We start from the raw sequence: 19,883 nt of genomic DNA on the forward strand, positions 1-19,883 counted from the left end.
TTCTTATCCTTTCAACTTTTGTAATAAGAAATTAATATAGTTACTCTCGTCTTCTAGTTGGTAATACACTATATCTAACTTTTGTTTTACATCATCATCTAGTGGGATCCAACTAATCACGCAAATTATATTTTCAAGTGTTGATAGTAATTGAATATCGGAAGATTTTTTAATTAAAACCACTTTTTGATACGGTGACTGTTTAAATCCTTCCACTATCACAACGTCAATTGGGAAATTCAAGTAAAGCTTCAGCAGTTCATCTGGTGCCCATTCCTTTTCTTGTAAAACATTTAGCTGTAAAACCCCTTTACTAACAGCGGACGAGATAAGTGCTCCTGCTTGACGGTGCCTCCAAGAGTCTTTACCTTCATCTTGAGATCTCAGTTCCCCACCATGACCATGATGTTTAATTGTTCCGACACGAAGGCTATGTTGAGTTGAATGCGAGACTAATTTCTCTACCAAGGTTGTTTTCCCACTATTACTGAAGCCTACAATTTGAATAATTTTCATACTCGTTACACAGCTCCTATTTTAATAATGTCTTTACCTCCCTCACCATTCAGTAGAAGAACATCAACAACGTCTCCCTTTTTATACCCCCTCGTTCCCCCTGGTAACACAACTAAGGCATCTGAATTGGCGAGGGACGTAACCACACCTGATTTATCTAAACCGACTGGCTCAGCAAAAATTTTCCCTTCCTCAATTGTCATTTTACTTCTAATAAAACGGACAAAAGGGTTTGGTTTCGGAAAGTCTGCTTTTAAGACTCCCTGTACAATTTGTAAATGCGGCTTATCTGAACCTATAAAATGATGAATCCAAGGTCGAACTAATAATTCAAAACCAACATAACATGCTGATGGATTACCAGATAATCCAAATAGAAGTTTTCCCTTGTATTCAGCTACTGTCGTCACACTCCCTGGTCTCATCCCTATTTTGTTAAAAAGGACATTTGCACCGAGTTTTTCATAGATTGCTGGAAGATAATCAAAATCTCCTACAGAAACCCCACCTGTTGTAATCAATACATCTACTTCATCTAATGCGTTTGCAACTGCTTCATAGCAATGATCAAAATCATCAACTAACTTACCATAATATTTAGGGATGGCTCCTGCTTTTGAAATCTGGGAGGTAACCATGTAAGAGTTGCTATTACGAATTTTTCCCGGTTCTAATGGTTGGTGAACATCAAGCAGCTCCGTCCCAGTGGCGTAGACACCAACAACCGGTTTTTTTGCCACGGGTACTTTACTATAACCAAAAGTAGCTAACAGCGCTTTCACACCTGGGTCCACTTGTCTCCCTGAGTTCACAAGTATATCTCCTGTGCGAGTTTCTTCGGCTTGAAATGATATGTTATCTCCTGGTTTAAAGGACCTTTTAATTTCAATGTATGTTTTTCCGTCTCTTTCAATTTCCTTTGTCAGTTCAAACATAACGATGGCATCCGTTCCTGCAGGCATTTTTGCCCCAGTCATAATTCGAATCGCTTGTCCTTGTTGGGGAACTTGTTTTGCAAGCCCACCTGCTCCAACTGTTTCTATAACCTCAAGTTCAATTGGCTTCTCTCTAGTCGCTAACTTAGTATCATTAGCTCTCACAGCAAAACCATCTAATGGCGAGCGATCAAAAGGTGGAATATCGTGGTCAGCTCTTATCGGAGCTTTAAGGTATCTGTTATCACTTTCATCAATTGGTATATATTCTATTTTACCGGTCTGTGTAAATTGTAACACAGCCTCTATTGCTTCGTGTACTTTTATCGGCTTTCGGTCTAAATACATAGGAAGTCACACCTTTCACAATTCTTATACCATTTTAACAAATAAAAGGTATTGTAAACTATGATGTTTTTCACATTTTACAGTTTTCTTTTTCTCTTATTCCCTTTCATTTTAGCTAAAGATCCTAATTGACACAATTTCTTAACAAAACAATAAAAAGTAAAGGATGCCCAACGCGGACATCCTTTACTCTAATGCATATGTTTTTTCGGTCTTTCATCTGGTGTTGCTAGAATTTTCTCAACGTCCACATCGCCAATCACAAACTGATGTTTTTCCATGCGATGCATACCTCTTGCTGTAACATGATAATAAATGTAATAAACGCCTTCATCGTTAGCAGTCCAAGAAACTTCATACACACCTTCACCTTTGTCTAATCCTTCAACACTTCGATAGGACTCAGGATTTCCATGCTGCCAAACTTCAAAGATAACTTCATTGACATCAGTTACAAGCATGTCTCCTTGCCTAACTATAGCTTGAGTTACTATCTCCTGATTAACTTTCAGTTCTGTGACTGTGACTAATTCTACCTCTATTGGATCTAAGAAATTTACTTCCTCTGCTTGTTTCTCATGGTCATGACCACATCCAACAAGAAAAAATGAAAATAAAAGAAAGGTTATACTTATTTTATTCATAGAAACTTCTCCTAACGTACAACTTTTTTCAAGTCTTTTATGACAGCTTTTGCATTAAAATCAGTATTCCCATCATAAATACGAATAACCTTTCCATTACCATCTACTAAGAAAAAGTTAACACTATGCATGATGTCAAGTGAATCAGGAATTTCTTGAATGATCGATTTAAAAGAGACTCTTGCAAAATCTTTTATCTCCTCCAAACTATAACCAGTTAAAAAGTTATAATTTGCAAAATCCGCACCATACGCATTTCCATACCTTGTTAAGCCCTCTGGATCATCAAATTCAGGATCTACAGTAAATGAGACAAACTGCACATCAATATTCGCTTTTTTTGCCTCTTCTTGAAGTGAAATCATATTTGGCGTCATTGTCATACATACCGTTGGGCAACTTGCAAAGATCATATTTGCTATCCAATATTGTCCTTTTAAATCGTTAGACCCAAAAGGCAATCCTTCGTGATTAGTATACTCAAATTCAGCTACCTGCCAATCAGCTTCTGAAACATCAACAATAGTTCTAGATTTTGTTTCTGGAGCGCTATATAGAAAACCGCAACCAGATAAAAGAACAATAAGGTTTGTAAACAAGACTAGTTTTAAAATTTTCATTCTTCATCACCAACTTATTTTATTTCTGGATTCATCATTTCGAAATTAGGAATGACCACCTTATTCCGATCGCGTTTCATCCATTGTTTAAACGTAGATCCAATTGCAACCCCGTACACCAATTCTTGTGTCACTTTCATAATAGCCCCACCAAACTGTTGGTCATGATGTGGAGATAATAATGTGAGTGCATTTTGTCCTGAAAATAGTTCATATGGTATTGCTGCACCTGATGGCAAACAATAACTCATCGCCATCGACCAAGTCGCGACATCAGTATACATTGCATATAACGGACCACCAGCAAAAATAACTAATACACATGCCGGTGTAAATAATACACCACTAGCAAACATATAGGCAATTTTTTTTAATTCTGTAAGTTGTCCATCTTGTTTAGGAAAAACTGGCGTAATATGCCACCACATCAAGAAGGCTGCAAATAGCATCCCTAATTGATAAATATTATGAAACCCATTATTTGTCATCAATCGATCAAATGTGAAAGGTAAATGATAAAAAGAAAACATTGCATTAAAGAATATTAAGCCAATTAATGGCGTTCCTAGTATTTTAAATGGTGCACGTAAAATAGAAAATTTACCTAGGTACTGAAATATCCAATGAGGAATCCCAAGTAAAAGTAACGGCGGAGCAATCAAGTACACTATGGCCATTGAAAACATATGCATACTTAACATTAAGTGACCTAGCACATAAAGTGGTCCACCAAACCCAAAATATACGGCTAATAACCCTAAATGAAAATAAACCTTTTTCTTAGTAGGTACTTCTTCACTATCTGTAAATCGATTTCGTAACGGACCTGTGATATAAAAATAGAGACCACTTATTAATAAGAGAATAATTATTAGTTCTGGCGTCCAAATGGTTCTAAAAGTAAAGGACGAAAAGAATTGTTCAACCATTTTTTTCCCTCCCCGGAAGCAATTTTCGGAGTATGTCTAAAAAACATCTATAATAGTTATAACATGAATATAGCTTGAGTTGTATTAATATGTTTTGGTAATTCAGCTAACAATCAATGCTTGATAATAATACTGTAACTTTGCACCCTCTTTCTTAGACAATATTTGTAAAGCAAGTTACAATAAACCTGTGATGGAAATGATACCTTTAGGAGGACTTATGCAGCATTTAATAGCCATTGATTTAGATGGAACCTTACTTACCGACGACAAAACAATTTCAATTCGTAATAAAAAAGCGATTCAAAAAGCTAGAATGCAAGGTCATATTGTTTGTATTGCGACCGGTAGACCTTTTCGTGCCAGCCAAATGTATTATGAAGAATTAGATTTAAATTCGCCTATTGTTAATTTCAATGGTGCTTTTGTTCATAATCCATTACATAAGGGGTTTGGTTATTATCACACTCCTCTAGAACTTAATACGGCAAAAGTAATAATCGAAACATGTGAAGCCTTTCAAGTAAAGAATATTATGGTAGAAATTATTGACGAATTTTACTTGCGTTATCACGATGAAGTGCTTATTGACACATTTACCATGGGAGATTCCCCAGTGAAATTTGGAAACCTTCATCATATCCTAAAAGAAGATCCAACCTCGATCCTCATACATCCAAAGGATGATCACGTAAAACAATTAAGAGCTTTATTAAAAGATGCACATGCTGAAGTTATTGACCAACGAGTTTGGGGGGCGCCTTGGAATGTTATTGAGATCGTAAAATCTGGATTAAATAAGGCGGTAGGGTTACAAAAAATTGCAGATTATTATTCAATCCCGAAAGAACGGATTATCGCGTTTGGTGATGAGGATAATGATTTAGAAATGATTGAATATGCTGGAATCGGGGTCGCAATGGAAAACGCTATTCCAGAACTTAAAACAATCGCAAACAAAATAACATTGACTAATGAAAATGATGGAATCGCACTTTTCTTAGAAGATTATCTTAACTTATAGAGCTCCCAGAGATATCTTTAGCTTGAGATAATTGCCAGCGTAGCTTTTCGATTGAATGCAGAAAATAAGATTGTACCTTTTAAATAAAGGAGAGATCATATGAGCAAAAAATCTAAATCTAAACGTTTCGTTCAGCCTGCCAATGAACGAGAACGGAACGTAACAACGCTTGCAGAAACTGAAGCTAAGGGTAGAAAAGGGGATTGTTAATGGGAAATCGACTATTTCAACAAGCAAGATCTCGCGTAGAACAAGCAGAATTAATGGTAAAACAAGCCTCTACTCCTGAGGAGCTCGCAGAAGCTTCAACAGAAATTGGTAAAGCAAGAAACGATTTATCTTCTGCTTTTGCACAATCTACAACCGCAGAAAAACGCCAACTTGCTGACTTACAAAATCAAGTTGATGCATTAGAGAATAGTCTGCCTGAATATCGCTAGTACAGGAACTAGAGGGAAACCTCTAGTTTTTTGATTTTTATATAAGGCTCTTTTCGTAAACATTGTGGCTTTTTTACCCTAAATTAATCCGATAAATCCCCTAGATGAAGATATTAGCCAATAAATTATGTAAGAAAAGAGCAATACTTACTAACTTGGTTGTGAATTCTTAGTATTTTGTGTAAAAATCCGGCTTTTGGGATTTTTATGAAAGCAACAAACTTTGCGAAAACAGCCTTATATAAAGGTCATTTTGAATATCCCTATGTATGTTTTACTAAACTTCTGCTATGATTAACCTTTAGCATATTAAAATAACGTAAGGATTTTGGGAGGTTATTTACGTGGAGGTTTTCTTAGTAGAACATAATGCCAATCAAACACTTAGAGATGAAATTGCCCACTTAATGATGGGACAAATGGAAGCAATTGGTGATAGTCATGCACTTACTAATTTAACTAAAGCCATTGATTTAGCTTTGCTAGAGGGATCCCCAGCTAAAATATTTATTGTGCAAGAGGCTGAGCAAATCGTTGGCCTTGCCTTTTTTAATATTGGAATAAGCTTAGAAAAAGGCGGTCACTATATGTGGTTAAATGACCTTTATGTACATAAAGATTTTCGACAAAAGGGAATTGCAAAAAAACTTTTACTCCATACACTTTTTTGGGCGGAGCAAAATGACTTAAAAGGAATTGAACTCGAAACAGGCGTAAATAATATCGCCACCAAACGGTTGTATAACTCTTTTGGTTTTTATGATATCGTTTCTAAGAGATATGGATTGGATATTAAATAAAGTTTCAAACTGGTTAACTTTACATCTTAACCAGTTTTTTTATTGTCTTCAATTCACCGGTCGCAAAGTAAAATTTGAATTTTCTTGCAATTAAATAGTTATTTTTACTTCTTTTCAAACAGTCCCCTTCATACGATATAAAAAAAGCTTTTGACTTTTTTAAGTAAGGAGGTTTCTGATGGTTCCACATTTTTATGAGGCTGAATTCCATGACGTACATGTAGAATTATCAAAACAATCGCTCCAACAATTTATTAATAAAATGATGGAATATAAATGCTCCCTTTATTGGCGCTACAACGACGATATTATCTACCTAATTATAGATACAAACCAATCGATCCATGAAATTCCTTTTAAAAAGAATGGATCAAAACTTACGATTAATGTCGATTGCCTTAAAGTGAGCGAAGAATTAGTAGCAAAAGCCCTAGAGTTGGTGTTGACTGAATACCAAGGGAGCGGTTTTATTAAGACTTACACGGAAGGTCCTCAGTATATTACATTCTTTAAGGATGGTATTATACAATCCATTACCGAAATTAGTGGGGGTGAGAAAATCGTTATGAATCAATATGGTGCTATTGTTGAGTACCAGGATTTTGACCATGACCTTGAACCAGAGACAATAATAAACATTATTAATCTTGAAATAGACTACACATTAATGGAATTGCACGATGCTATTCAAATAAACAATAAGAACTTCATGCAACAATTAAAACAAAAATTACGTAGATTACTGAAACGTAAAAAAGAAATAGAGTTGCTCCTATAAACAAAAACACCTAATTTTTAGGTGTTTTTTTGCATTTATCACACACATTACATACTCTTTTAGAATTTCAGTGCGTTTTAACACATTTTCCCACAATTTCATTAATCGTTCACATTTCTTGACTCTTTTTTAATAAAACTTAAATTATAATAATGATAAAGAAGGATGATTAATAAATCCTATTATTAATCTAATTCTCAATAAACATATTGGAGGGGGAACTCTATTATGAAAAATTTTTTGTTTTGCTGTTTGTTACTATTATTGCTAAGTATAGGTCTAGTTGGTTGTGGTAGTAGCGATGCCTCGACTAAAATATCAGAGGCTAACAATCTTGACGAAATAATTGAAAGGTTACTAGGCAATAACCTCCTTGTTCCACTAGGTGATATTCCAATTCCTGCAGAAAATCCGATGACAGCAGAAGTTTTGGAACTAGGGCAAATTCTCTACTTTGATCCTCGCTTGTCGGGTAATAATGAAAGAAGTTGTATGACTTGCCATATCCCTGAACTAGGCTACGGAGACGCTCGAGCTACGTTTGAAAAGTTTGATGGTAGCGATGGACCAAGGAACTCACCTACAGTCATTAACTCAGGCTACTATACATCTAACTTCTGGGATGGACGCGCTGCTTCACTAGAAGAACAAGCATTAGGACCAATCCAGGACCCTGGTGAAATGAATCAGCCATTAGATGAGTTGATCGAAAAATTAAAAGAGATTGACGGCTATGAAGACCTATTCTTTACCGCCGGATTCGAGGATGGCATTACAGCTGAAAATATCGGTAAAGCAATTGCTGCATTTGAACGTCAAGTAGTTGTAAAAGATACACCGTATGATCGTTTCCTAGAAGGCGATAGAAATGCCCTAACTGCCCAGGAAATCCGTGGCTTAGATTTATTCACTGGTAAAGCTAGCTGTATCACTTGTCACCAAGGGGAAAATTTATCTGATAACTTGTTCCACAATATTGGGATTGAGAGAGACAATAAAGGTCGGGCTGCGGTTACTGGAAATGATAGTGATCTAGGTGCAATTCGTACTCCTGGACTATATGGTCTTACGCATACGGCACCTTACATGAGTGACGGAAGTATCGCAACACTTGAGGAAGTTATTGAGTACTACAATCGAGGCGGAGATAATCATCCGAATAAAAGTGGATTAATCAATCCACTAAACTTAACAAGTGACGAAAAAGCTGACTTAGCTGAATTCTTAAGATCACTAGGAGGTCAACCACCAATCTTTACAAAGCCACAATTACCTGGAATGAAATAAAAAAAAGAGATTTATTCGAATTGCATTGAATAAATCTCAATAATAAAAATTGAAAAACCATAATTATTATACTACAGATATTTAAAAAAGTTAGCTGGATATTTGATCCAGTTAGCTTTTTTATTGTAGTTAAATATCGCTCTCTAATTCTTTCGTTTTAGCAATTCTATTTTTAAACGCAGATATATAAAAAGCAGGTACTAAAACTACTGTAAAAATTGTTGAGAAAAGCAAACCAGAAATAATTGAGATAGCTAATGGTTTAAATAATACATCTCCACCAAAGGCAATTGGTAATAAAGCAGCTATTGAAGTAAGTGCAGTTAACAAAATTGGACGAAGTCTAGTCCTTCCTGCTTCTATGACTGCCTCTGTTAGCTCATAACCATCTCTTAATCTTTGTTCAATAAACTCTATTAGGACTATTGAATTTCGAACAACAATCCCTGCTAAGGAAACAATTCCCATCATCGCCATAAAACCTATCCCTACTTGGGTAATAAATAACCCGAAAATAGCTCCAGATATGGCTAAATAAACTGTACTCATGACAAGAATTGGTGTTATTAAGGAATAAAACTGAATGGCCATTACAATGTAGATTAGGAAGATCACTATAAAAAATAATTTCGTGATTTCTATAAAGAAATCGGTTCTAGCTTCTGACTCCCCGCCTACAGTTATTGAATACTCTTCGCTTTTACTGATCCCATTAATAATCCTGTCAATTTGTTGTTCTAATGCTGCTTTTTGTTCTTCTCCAGGGTAAGCTCTAATCGTTATTGTCCGTTGCCCATTTATGTGAGGAATTTTTTGAATTTGGTCAGTTTTCGTTTCTACTAGCAATTCACTAAAACTCACAATGATAGGTTGCTGTCCCTCTATCTCTTGCTTACTAGGTAAAAATAGTTCACTCATATCTACTTGTTCGCCTTTTGCTACTTCGTCAACAATAACCCTCATATTTACATTATTTTTTCCTGTATCAAAGTTACCAAAGGGAAAACCGAGAGTTACTAAACGGATTTGTTCACTTATCTCACGCAATGTAAATCCATGTTTTTCTACGACCTCTCGATTTGGTTCATAGACAATCGTCGTTAATGGAGAACCAATGTCATCAACCACTACACCGCTTCCTTCTAGTAACTCGATTTCTTGCTTAATTTCAGTAACGATCTTCATTAACTCATTAAGCTGTGGACCAGCCACTTTAATAGCTATTGGAGCACCTACTGGCGGTCCAGTTTCAATTGTAGTCATTTTTATTTCAGCATCTTGAAATGTACCTCTTAGTTGCCCCGTCCATTTGGCAATTGTTTCGTCTGCTTTTTGTTTTTCTCTATCTACCCTAAGCAAGATTTGACCTGTATTTTCACCTGATCCAGTCATCACTTGGCCAAATAGACCTGGTAGTCCTGCTCCTGTATAGATAGATATTTCTTTTATTGCTTCGTCTTCAGCTAGTTGATTTGCTATCTCTAGTAAATAGTCGTTTGTTCTCTCCATTGTTATGCCAACAGGTAAAGTAACGTCAACAGTCACTTCACTTCGATCAGCACTTGGAAAAAAGACAATAGGTATAAACGGAATAAGCCCATATGCTAATGTACAAACAACAAGACCAATGATACTTATTTTCACTGGAGTTTTAACTACTCTTTTCAAGATTTTTTCACTGTACCAGTTTGCTAATCTTTCAATCAGTCCACCTAAAATGCCTAGTTTTACTACCTGTTCATTCTTGGAGTTGTTTCTACGCCAACTTGAATAAATTGGTACAAGTGTTAATGAAACGATTGTAGAGGCAATGATTGTCGTAATTAGTACGCTAGGTAAAGCACGAATAAAATCACCGTTTCCTCCAGATAAAAATAACAACGGAAAGAACGTAAAGACAACTGCAAGTGTTGATGTAATAATTGATACTCTAACTTCTCTAGTACCTATTAATGCTCCTTTTAATGCGCCATCTCCAAGCCTGTAACGACGTTGAATATTATCATTTACAACAATCGCATCATCAACAAGTATTCCTAAGGCAATGATAAATCCAATTATTGAAATTTGATTTAAGTCTACCCCTAAATATGGGAGAGGTATGAGACCTAATATGATAGATGTAGGAATGGCTAAGGCAACAATAATTGCAGAAATTAAATTCATTCCCAATAAGGTAATGATAATGACGGCAAAAATAGAAATGATAAAAGAAATTGAGAGATCCTTGAATATTTGAGCGACAATCGTATTTTGTGTATAGAATAAATCTATTGTCACTTGCTCTGGAAGATCGCTAGTTAATAGCTCTAGTCTTTCATCAACCTTCTTTTGTAAAGAAGGAATATCAACACCCTGTTCTGGCAAAACCGTAAATGATAAGGCTGGTGTTCCATTATATGTGATATAGTCCTTTGGTTTTAAACTTCGTAATTCAACATTACCAATATCACTTACATAGACTGCCTCATTTCCAGCTGATAACCCTACATATATTTTTTCTATGTCTGTAATAGATTGATATGTTGCAATGCTTAATTGGACTATTGAATCATTGGATTGTTGAGTCCCCAGAGGAATTGTCTCAAACTCTCCCTTAAGACTATTTAACACTTGAGGAAGAATAATACCTTTTCTAGTCATCTTCTCCGTTTCTAGACTAATAACTAACTCTTCTTGAGGAATACCTTTGACAATAGTTCCACGGACTCCAGGAATTCCCTCGATCTCCGTTTGCCATTGCTCAATACTGTCCCTGAGTTGATATAATTTTTCTCTATCCGGTGATAATATGTGATACGAGCTTAAGGCACCCATTTGAATATCTTCACGAATCGTCGGCGAAATAACTTCGTCTGAAAATGTACTACTAACTTGTGAAACTACATTTCTAATTTTAGCAAAAACCGCAGTCTTATCCGTGCCATCTTGTAACTGAATTGTAATATTAGAAACACCTGCTGCTGAAACGGATGTCATTTCCCTAATCCCGATAATTGCCTGCAAGTCTCTTTCTAATGGAGATGTTATCTCTCGCTCTACTTTTTCTGGAGTAGCTCCAGGGTAGATTGTCGTTATTGATCCAATGTCATAGGTAAACTCAGGAATTTCCCGCTTTGGTAATTGAAAAAACGTAATTGTCCCCACAATTAGCAGTAAAACCAAGAACATTAAGGTAATCTTCGGTTTTTTAATAGCTATATCCATTATCCTAACCCCTTTTTATGTACAATAAAATTACATCTTTTGTGTAAATATAATTTAGCACAATTTAAGGAAATATCCTAATTAAATGTTTGTAAAAGAAAAAAAGGAGAACTTATCTCCTTTTCAGACTTATTCACCTATTCTTTTGAAAACTTACAAACATGTCTCGACGTATTAAAATCCTAGTAACCTTGGAATTAGTAAGACAGCATCCTCCCAATATGTGATAACAAACAACACCAAAATGCCCATAATTAAGAATGGCAAAATTGCCTTTACTAGTTTTTCAAACCTTACTTCAGCAATTGACGAGACAATAAACAAACCAGTACCAACTGGAGGAGTTAATAGTCCAATTGTCAAGTTAATACAGATGACCACTCCAAAATGAATAGGATCAATTTGGAATGCTACCACTAACGGCATTAAAACAGGTATTAAGATAATAAGAGCGGCAATACCGTCTAAAACTGCTCCTAACAATAACAACATAAGGTTAACTAGAAGTAAGAATACAAGTGGGTTTTCAGTGAATGATAGCATCGAATTTGCTACTAATTGAGGAATTTGTTCAAAAGCAATCATCCAGCCGAATATATTTGCCATTGCAATTAAGAACGTAACAGTAGCAGTACTTATTACTGTGTTTATAAGGATTTTCGGGGCGGTTTTTACCTTTAATTCTTTGTACCAAAAAGCCCCGATTAAGAAAGCAATGAGACAGGCAACAGCAGCGGACTCTGTCGCAGTGAATACCCCACTTAAGATACCGACAACGATAATTATTGGAACAAGTAATGCAGGAAGTACATTAATTGTACTTGATATAATTTCTTTAGTAGTCGCTTTTTCACTCTTTGGAAAGTTGTGCTTATATCCTAAATACGCGATTAAAGAAACAAACCCAATTCCGTACATAATACCAGGAATAATACCGGCCATAAATAGTCCACCTATGGATGTTCCAGATAATGTCCCATAAATAATAAAGATCATACTTGGTGGTATAATAGGAGCTACGATTGAAGATGCAAGTGTAAGTGAGGCAGAGAATTCTCGTTTATACCCTTCCTTCTCCATTTCAGGGACCATTACTTTACTCATCATCGCTGCTTGAGCATTTGCTGAGCCAAGGATTGACGCTAAGAACATATTGGAGATGATTGTGACATAGGCCAACCCACCACGAACATGACCTATTAACACCCTAGAAAACTTCACAAGCCTCGTTGTAATCCCCCCACTATTCATCAATTCTCCAGCAAGCATAAAAAGCGGAATTGCTAGTAATCCGAAATTTTCTAAACCTGAGAAAAGCCTCATAGGAGTGGACTCTAATAAGATTGGATTTCCAACGAGTAAAAAGTATAATACTGTTGTCATTCCCAAGACAAGAGAAATAGGTATCCCTAATAAAAGTAAAATAAAAAACGCTAGTACCACTAAGAACGTCATTTAGCATCCCCCTCACGTAAAATATCTAAGAGGTTCGCTAGTAGGTGTACCGTGGCAAAAGTTAAACCAATAGGTACTGCACTAAACGGTATCCACATCGGCAATAATATTGCACTAGACTTTTGAAAACCTACACTAGGCGACAGCACCCATTTATAACTGTAGTAAAGAATAAAGATGAGAAACATCAGCATTAATAAATGTCCAATAATTAATAGAATTCTTTTTACAGATAAAGAAACATATTCAACGAGAATAGTAACAGAAGCTTGAGACTTGTATTTTAGTCCCAAGCTACCGCCAATAAAGCTTATCCAAACTAGTAAAAATATTGATACTTCCCCAGCCCAAGATAAGGGGGAATTAAGGAAGTATCTAAAAAAAACAGCCATTGTAACGATTACAGCCATGGAAAACATAAGGACAACGGCAAGCGATTTTTCAATGATTGAAATACCATTGCTTAACGTTTTCACTGGATCTCCCCCTTCTTAACATTATTTTCTAAACTTTTCAATAAATTCTTTAATGAGTGGATCTACGGCACCATACTTCTCGTCAAATTCTCTAATCTGATCTGCAAAAACACTGCTGTCTAACTCATAGACATTCATACCTTCATCACGCAAGATTTGTTTAAACTCTTCTTCTTGACCAGCACGAGTAGTCACAGCAAAGTCCGCCGCTACTTTGAAGGCGTCACGAACAATCTTTTGATCAGCCTCAGACATTCCTTCAAACATACCTTTATTAACAATGGCAACAGATGGCCAGACCATATGGTTAGTAACAGCTGCATGCTTAACTACTTCAAAGTATTTGTTTGTTATAGTTGCATCAAGGTCCATATCCATACCATCAATGACTCCTGTCTGAACTGCTGCGTAAACTTCTGGCAGTGGTAGTCCTTCTGTAGAAGCTCCAGTTGAACGATAAAAATCTTGCATCGGTGGACTTGGTGTAACCCTAAGTTGTAATCCTGCCATATCAGCAGGCGATAATACTTCTCTATCCTTAAAGAGCATGACACGTTGTCCTGCAAATAGATAATCTAAACCAACTAATCCTTGCTCATCTAACGTTCCTAGAATTTTTTTCGCAACTTCGGAGGTACGAGCTTCATGTGCTTCCTCTAATGTCTCAAACGCATATGGCATAAACCACGCAGCAAATGATGGCGACCTCGAACTCATGTATGCAGATGTTATTAGACCGAAATCTACTGAACCGGAGGCAATCTGTTGCACCATGTCTGCTTCTGTTCCTAATTGACTCGCTGGATATATTTCTAAACTCATTCTTCCACCAGAGCGTTCCTTAAGTTCTTCACCAAACTTTTCTGCAGCTATGTGCCACATATGGTTGGTAGGCGTTATATGGGCCAATTTAAAGGAATAGGTTTCTGTTGAACTTGATTCTTTACTCGTCCCACCTCCACACGCTGTTGCAAATAATAACATTGTAGACACTGCCAAGACGGATGCAATTCTTTTGATTTTCTTCACATAAATCTCCTCCTATTTTTGGAAATATCAACTATTGATAGGGTGGTAAATCAAAATTTGTATAATTTGCAGTGACTTTTTTGTATCCAATATCCAATGGAATGAAAATTGTAGGTTATTCTTCAAAACATGTTCCTAACTCCACTACTATTGATCCTCTTCTGCCTTCGTAATTCCCGAGGTAGCCCAATTATCTTTTGGTATCTCAATAACTAAGACTTTCACCTTTTCAGGTGGGGCCTGAAGACTACGACTGATTGCCAACGTTACTTCTCTAATTAAGTCTTTCTTTTGTTCTCGAGTTCTTCCTTCAAGAATATGAATATGTGCAATTGGCATAATTTCATTTATTCCTCTACTTTTAAACTAAGGATACCTAACTGATCAAACTTGACTTCAATTTGGTCTCCTTCGTACACATTAATTGCTTCGGTAATTGCACCCGTAAAAATCACCATACCGGCTTTTAGTGATTCGCCTCTTCTACTTAACATTTTGACCAGTTCGACAACAGAGCGAACTGGGTGGTCTAAAACTGCAGCACCAACGCCTTCTTGTACAAGCTCACCGTTACGAAACATTTCAACCTTTATTTGATCCCATTGGGTATGATATGGAGAATATGCCTGATATCCAAGTAAGAACTTTGTAGAAGAAGCATTATCTGCGACAACATCCTCTAGTGTAAAAGAGAAATTTTTGTAACGGCTATCAATGACCTCTAAAGCCGGTATGACACATTCTGTCGCTGCCCAAACATCACGAACTGTTACATTTTCTCCCTCTAAGTCTTTCTTTAAGACAAAGGCGATTTCCGGTTCTACTCGAGGATGGATAAGACCTTTCATACCTAGAGTTGGTTCCATGAGCTCCATCGACCGTGTTAGCCTGCCATAAATCGCTTCTTCTACACCTACTGATTTTTGCTTTGCAACACTTGTTAAACCCATTTTCATACCTATTAGTTCGTCACCGCGAGCTATTGCCTCTTCAATAGATAGTCTCTGAATTTCATAGGCATCATCTACATGTAAGGAAGGGTATTCAATTGTAATTTTATCCATTTCAGTTCCGTTTTGCTGATGGAAATCGATGTGTTTAGCAATTTGTTGTAAATTCACCCGCCTAACCTCCTTAAATTGCATTTGTCTTTTGTTTTGCTAATTCACTAGCAACGTCTATAATCATATCTTCTTGCCCACCAACTACTTTTTGTTTCCCTAGTTCTACAAGGATATCCCTTGGATCAAGCCCGAAGCGTTTAGCGGCTGTAATTGAGTGTAGTAGAAAACTAGAGTACACTCCTGCAAACCCGAGGACGAGACTACCTTTCGTAATTTCCTGCGGTATAGGCAAAATTGGTGCTACAATCTCTTCGGCTAAATCCATCATCTTATAAAGATCAATTCCAGTTTTTAAACCAAGGCGATCAAGAACTGCTACTAATACTTCAGTTTGAGTGTTTCCAGCTCCTGCACCTAGGCAGCGAACACTGCCATCAATTCTAGTTGCACCTTCTTCAATGGCCACTAGTGTATTTGCCATTGCTAATGAAAGATTGTTATGTCCATGAAAGCCTATGTTTACATGTAAATTATTACGCAATGCTTTGATACGTTCTCTCACTTGATCAGGCAATAAAGTGCCTGCAGAGTCAACGACATATACCGTGTCAGCTCCGTAGCTTTCCATTAATTTTGCTTGATAAACTAAGGTGTTTATTGGAGCCATATGGGCCATCATGAGAAAACCAACAGTCTCCATTCCCAATTCTTTGGCAACCATTATGTGTTGTTTGGACACATCAGCTTCGGTCACATGGGTGGCAATCCTCGCCATTTTTGCGCCAAGGTTTGCTGCCTTTTTTAAATCTTCAACTGTGCCAATACCTGGTAGAAGCAAAACTGAGATTTTCGCATGCTTACATACAGATACTGCGGCATTAATTAACTCAAATTCATCAGTAGCAGAAAGTCCGTATTGTAACGAGGAACCTCCCAATCCGTCGCCATGTGATACTTCGATATAAGGGACTCTTGCTAAATCGAGTGCCTTTGCTACATCTACAACTTGATCAACAGTATATTGGTGTTTCATGGCATGACTACCGTCTCTTAACGCTACCTCCGTAATGATTACGTCACGTTCTATCATTTTGATCTCCTTTCCGTTTTATGAGGAGCCAGCTTAGTTATTTTGCGTTGTTGTTACTTGTCGGTGTTTTGCCAACTCCTCAGCCACCCTAACTGCTGAAGCTGTCATAATATCAAGGTTTCCTGAATAGCTAGCTAGGTAATCTCCAGCCCCTTCTACTTCCAAAAAGACTGTGACCTTATTCCCTTCAAAAATCGGTTCTGTTCTTAGCCGGTAACCTGGGACGTATTCCTGTATTTTTTCTACCATATTATTGATAGATATGAGAATTTTAGCTTCGTTTATAGTTTCTTTATCTACTAAACAGTAGACTGTATCTCTCATGATAATCGGTGGCTCTGCAGGATTAAGTATAATGATTGCCTTTCCCTTTTTGGCACCACCAATTTCTTCAATTCCTCTAGCAGTCGTAACCGTAAATTCATCAATATTTGCGCGAGTTCCTGGGCCTGCACTCTTACTAGAAATTGTGGCGACAATTTCAGCATATTCTACTTGACTCACTTGATTAATCGCATAAACTATTGGAATAGTTGCTTGACCACCACATGTAATCATATTCATTGTCGGCTCATCCATGTGTTCACCTAGGTTCACAGATGGAACAACAAAAGGACCGATTGCAGCTGGTGTTAAGTCAATTAACTGTTTCCCTGTACCTTTTAAAGCTTCAACATGACGATAATGAGCACTAGCTGAGGTAGCATCAAATAATATATCTGCTAACTCTGGTTTCTCTAAGAAACCGTCTATCCCATTCATAATAATTGTGCATCCATAAGCACTGGCACGCTTTAATCCGTCAGATTTAGGATCAATCCCAATCATTGTCGTAACCTCTACTAGCCTTGAGCGCTGGAGTTTCATTAATAAATCAGTTCCTATGTTCCCAGAACCAATAATCCCAACTTTTACTCTTCTCATAGCTGTTTATTCCCCCTCAGCAAAACGAACATTTACTTCCCCTAAGGCATCAATTGTTGCCTTAAACTCATCCCCAGGTTTTGCATCAACAGCTGCAGATAAAGCTCCTGATAATATAACCTCTCCTGCTTTCAATGAAATTCCAAAATGAGAGATTTTGTTTGCTAGCCAAGCTACACAATTAGCAGGATGACCAAGAACATCTGAACCGACACCAGTATTTACTAGCTCTCCATTCTTATAAAAGCACATCTTTACTTTAGCAAGGTCTATATTTTGTACATCGACCGGCATCTTTCCAAGTACAAATAATCCAGAAGAAGCATTATCTGCAATCGTATCTGCTAGTTTTATTTTCCAATTTAGAATTCTACTATCTACAATTTCTAAGGCCGGCACAACATAATCTGTCGCACGGAGTACATCATCCGCAGTAACATTCGGTCCAACTAGATCCTCTTTTAATATAAACGCAATTTCTGCTTCAACTTTAGGTTGCATAACACGATAAAAAGAAATGTCTTTTCCAACTTCAACAACCATCTCGTTAAATAAGTGTCCGTAGTCAGGCTCATTAACACCAAGGAAATTTTGCATAGCAACTGAAGTAAGACCTATTTTCTTTCCAACTACGAATTGTCCTTGATCAATTTTTCTTTGAACAGTCGCTAATTGGATTTGATATGCTTCTTCCACACTTAAATTTGGTTCTATCTCAGTTAAGGGCTGAACTCCCCTACGATTACACTCCGCATTTGCTAGATACTCTGAAAATTCTTTTGCCGTCACTGTCAAGAATACACCCCCATCTAAAGCTTGATCGTAATGTTAGATATTTCACTATAAAAATCAAAGCTATGCATACCACCTTCACGACCTAAGCCACTTTGTTTCATTCCTCCAAAAGGTGTGCGTAAGTCTCGTAAGTACCACGTATTTACCCAAATAATCCCTGCCTCAATTTGGTGAGCAACTCTATGTGCCCTACGCAAGTCATTCGTCCATATCGATGTGCCTAAACCATAATGAGTATCGTTCGCTTGTTCAATCACTTCTGCTTCTGTTTCAAAAGGTAGAACGGTAACCACAGGGCCAAAGATCTCTTCACGTACACATCGAGAGTTTCGGTCTAGGCCAGTGATGATTGTTGGACTAATAAAGTAACCAACTTCTTCACCATCAGGACGACCTCCACCTGTTAGAATTGTACCGCCTTCAGCTTTAGCAATTTCTATATAACCTAGAACTCTTTCGTAATGCTCTTTACTAATTACGGCGCCAACTCTAGTTTCCTTATGAAAAGGATCACCCACTCGTAGCTCTTTCGTTTTCGCTACAAATTTTTCTAGGAACGTTTCATAGATTGGCTGTTCAACATAAATTCTAGAACCACACAAACATACTTCACCTTGGTTCATAAAGCTTGATTTCAATGTAGTCTCAATCACTTCGTCGAGATCAGAGTCTGCAAAGATAATGTTTGGATTTTTCCCACCCAATTCATAGGAAAGCTTCTTTAATGTTGGAGCCGCAGCCTTCATAATTGCTGTACCGGTTGTTGTCTCACCGGTAAATGTAATTGCATCCACATCAGGGTGTTCAGTTAGCGCTGAACCTGCTGAATTGGCTCCAAAGCCATGAACGACATTAACTACTCCATCCGGCACACCAGCTTCTTGACAAATTTCAGCTAATACCGTTGCGGTCATAGGCGTCCATTCAGCGGGCTTCATAACAGCTGTATTTCCCGCTGCTAAACAAGGCGCTAATTTCCATGTCAGCAATAACAAAGGTAAATTCCAAGGGTTAATCATACCAACTACGCCAACTGGCCTACGAATAGAATAGTGGATGGCTTTATCGTCCTGTTGGTACGACTCATTCCCTAATGATGTAAGATAATCAGAAAAGAAGTAAAAATTATGTGCTGAACGAGTGATATCCATCTCTAGCGCTAACTCATATGGTTTACCAGTATCCATAGCTTCCAAGACTGCTAACTCTTCTTTTCTAGCTAATATCCCATCACCAATTCTACGTAACAAATCAGACCTTTCTCTAGTAGTCAGATCTTTCCATGGTCCTTTGAGAGCTTTTTTGGCTGCTGCAACCGCCAAATTTATTTCTTCTTTCCCACCTTCAGCGATTTTTCCAATCACTGTCTCAGTAGCGGGATTGATATTATCAAATGTTTTCAAGCTTGTAGAGTCAACATATTGCCCATCTATAAAGTGCCTACAATCAATCGGTTGTATTCTCTGGATGTTTTTTTCCTTTAGTTGCATAACTTCTCCCTCCATTTCTAGGTCAATAGATG

The 19,883-nt window shown here is 37.1% G+C and carries 20 protein-coding genes; 5 read left to right on the forward strand and 15 right to left on the reverse strand.

The genetic code is table 11. The annotated features are described in order from the left end of the window. Positions 1-3: 3 nt before the first annotated feature. From mobB to ctaG, 5 genes are all read right to left on the reverse strand, one after another. Positions 4-516, reverse strand: coding sequence for a molybdopterin-guanine dinucleotide biosynthesis protein B (gene mobB / locus DS745_RS18225; RefSeq protein ID WP_129079648.1), 513 nt, complete (start codon positions 514-516; stop codon positions 4-6). Between the two features lie 5 nt (positions 517-521). Then, positions 522-1,799 (reverse strand): molybdopterin molybdotransferase MoeA, encoded by a 1,278-nt coding sequence (locus DS745_RS18230; RefSeq protein ID WP_129079649.1) that lies wholly within the window; start codon positions 1,797-1,799, stop codon positions 522-524. A 191-nt stretch (positions 1,800-1,990) separates the two neighbouring features. Beyond that, complete coding sequence (locus DS745_RS18235) at positions 1,991-2,443, reverse strand: FixH family protein (protein WP_129079650.1); 453 nt, start codon at positions 2,441-2,443, stop codon at positions 1,991-1,993. Between the two features lie 11 nt (positions 2,444-2,454). Continuing rightward, positions 2,455-3,063, reverse strand: coding sequence for an SCO family protein (locus DS745_RS18240; RefSeq protein WP_129079651.1), 609 nt, complete (start codon positions 3,061-3,063; stop codon positions 2,455-2,457). Positions 3,064-3,077: 14 nt separating this feature from the next. After that, positions 3,078-3,992, reverse strand: a complete 915-nt coding sequence (gene ctaG / locus DS745_RS18245; RefSeq protein ID WP_129079652.1) for a cytochrome c oxidase assembly factor CtaG — start codon at positions 3,990-3,992, stop codon at positions 3,078-3,080. A 220-nt stretch (positions 3,993-4,212) separates the two neighbouring features. Here ctaG and DS745_RS18250 point away from each other — a divergent pair, with 220 nt between their 5' ends. The 5 genes from DS745_RS18250 to DS745_RS18270 all read left to right on the forward strand — a co-directional run bounded on the left by DS745_RS18250 (position 4,213) and on the right by DS745_RS18270 (position 8,321). Further along, positions 4,213-5,016 carry a Cof-type HAD-IIB family hydrolase gene (locus DS745_RS18250; protein ID WP_129079653.1) on the forward strand — a complete coding sequence of 268 codons (804 nt, stop codon included), beginning with the start codon at positions 4,213-4,215 and terminating at the stop codon, positions 5,014-5,016. 209 nt (positions 5,017-5,225) lie between these two features. Next, the gene (locus DS745_RS18255) at positions 5,226-5,456 is read left to right on the forward strand and encodes a DUF3813 domain-containing protein (protein ID WP_129079654.1); all 231 of its coding nucleotides are present in this window, start codon (positions 5,226-5,228) and stop codon (positions 5,454-5,456) included. A gap of 344 nt (positions 5,457-5,800) precedes the next feature. Beyond that, positions 5,801-6,256: a GNAT family N-acetyltransferase gene (locus DS745_RS18260; protein ID WP_241657861.1), complete on the forward strand. Its 456-nt coding sequence runs from the start codon at positions 5,801-5,803 to the stop codon at positions 6,254-6,256. Positions 6,257-6,434: 178 nt separating this feature from the next. Further along, positions 6,435-7,034 (forward strand): hypothetical protein, encoded by a 600-nt coding sequence (locus DS745_RS18265; protein WP_129079655.1) that lies wholly within the window; start codon positions 6,435-6,437, stop codon positions 7,032-7,034. 228 nt (positions 7,035-7,262) lie between these two features. Further along, positions 7,263-8,321: a cytochrome-c peroxidase gene (locus DS745_RS18270; RefSeq protein WP_129079656.1), complete on the forward strand. Its 1,059-nt coding sequence runs from the start codon at positions 7,263-7,265 to the stop codon at positions 8,319-8,321. A gap of 129 nt (positions 8,322-8,450) precedes the next feature. Here DS745_RS18270 and DS745_RS18275 read toward each other — a convergent pair whose 3' ends face one another. The 10 genes from DS745_RS18275 to DS745_RS18320 form a co-directional block, all read right to left on the reverse strand. After that, positions 8,451-11,528, reverse strand: coding sequence for an efflux RND transporter permease subunit (locus tag DS745_RS18275; protein WP_241657862.1), 3,078 nt, complete (start codon positions 11,526-11,528; stop codon positions 8,451-8,453). 174 nt (positions 11,529-11,702) lie between these two features. Further along, entirely contained in the window at positions 11,703-12,983 is a 1,281-nt protein-coding gene (locus DS745_RS18280) for a TRAP transporter large permease (RefSeq protein ID WP_129079658.1), read from the reverse strand. Further along, positions 12,980-13,459, reverse strand: coding sequence for a TRAP transporter small permease (locus DS745_RS18285; RefSeq protein WP_129079659.1), 480 nt, complete (start codon positions 13,457-13,459; stop codon positions 12,980-12,982). The genes DS745_RS18280 and DS745_RS18285 overlap by 4 nt, the downstream gene beginning before the upstream one ends. A gap of 21 nt (positions 13,460-13,480) precedes the next feature. Further along, positions 13,481-14,488 (reverse strand): TRAP transporter substrate-binding protein, encoded by a 1,008-nt coding sequence (locus DS745_RS18290; protein ID WP_129079660.1) that lies wholly within the window; start codon positions 14,486-14,488, stop codon positions 13,481-13,483. Positions 14,489-14,635: 147 nt separating this feature from the next. Beyond that, entirely contained in the window at positions 14,636-14,827 is a 192-nt protein-coding gene (locus DS745_RS18295; RefSeq protein ID WP_129079661.1) for a 2-hydroxymuconate tautomerase, read from the reverse strand. Between the two features lie 8 nt (positions 14,828-14,835). Next, the gene (locus DS745_RS18300) at positions 14,836-15,609 is read right to left on the reverse strand and encodes a 2-keto-4-pentenoate hydratase (RefSeq protein WP_241657863.1); all 774 of its coding nucleotides are present in this window, start codon (positions 15,607-15,609) and stop codon (positions 14,836-14,838) included. A 13-nt stretch (positions 15,610-15,622) separates the two neighbouring features. Continuing rightward, on the reverse strand, positions 15,623-16,642 hold the full coding sequence (dmpG, locus tag DS745_RS18305) for a 4-hydroxy-2-oxovalerate aldolase (RefSeq protein ID WP_421721830.1): 1,020 nt from the start codon (positions 16,640-16,642) through the stop codon (positions 15,623-15,625). A 33-nt stretch (positions 16,643-16,675) separates the two neighbouring features. Continuing rightward, complete coding sequence (locus DS745_RS18310) at positions 16,676-17,566, reverse strand: acetaldehyde dehydrogenase (acetylating) (RefSeq protein ID WP_129079663.1); 891 nt, start codon at positions 17,564-17,566, stop codon at positions 16,676-16,678. A gap of 6 nt (positions 17,567-17,572) precedes the next feature. Then, a complete protein-coding gene (locus DS745_RS18315) occupies positions 17,573-18,361 on the reverse strand; it encodes a 2-keto-4-pentenoate hydratase (protein WP_129079664.1) in 789 nt (262 codons plus the stop codon). 14 nt (positions 18,362-18,375) lie between these two features. After that, positions 18,376-19,851 (reverse strand): aldehyde dehydrogenase, encoded by a 1,476-nt coding sequence (locus DS745_RS18320; protein ID WP_129079665.1) that lies wholly within the window; start codon positions 19,849-19,851, stop codon positions 18,376-18,378. Positions 19,852-19,883: the final 32 nt, after the last annotated feature.

It is taken from the genome of Anaerobacillus alkaliphilus (assembly GCF_004116265.1).
GTDB classification, from domain to species: Bacteria; Bacillota; Bacilli; order Bacillales; family Anaerobacillaceae; genus Anaerobacillus; species Anaerobacillus alkaliphilus.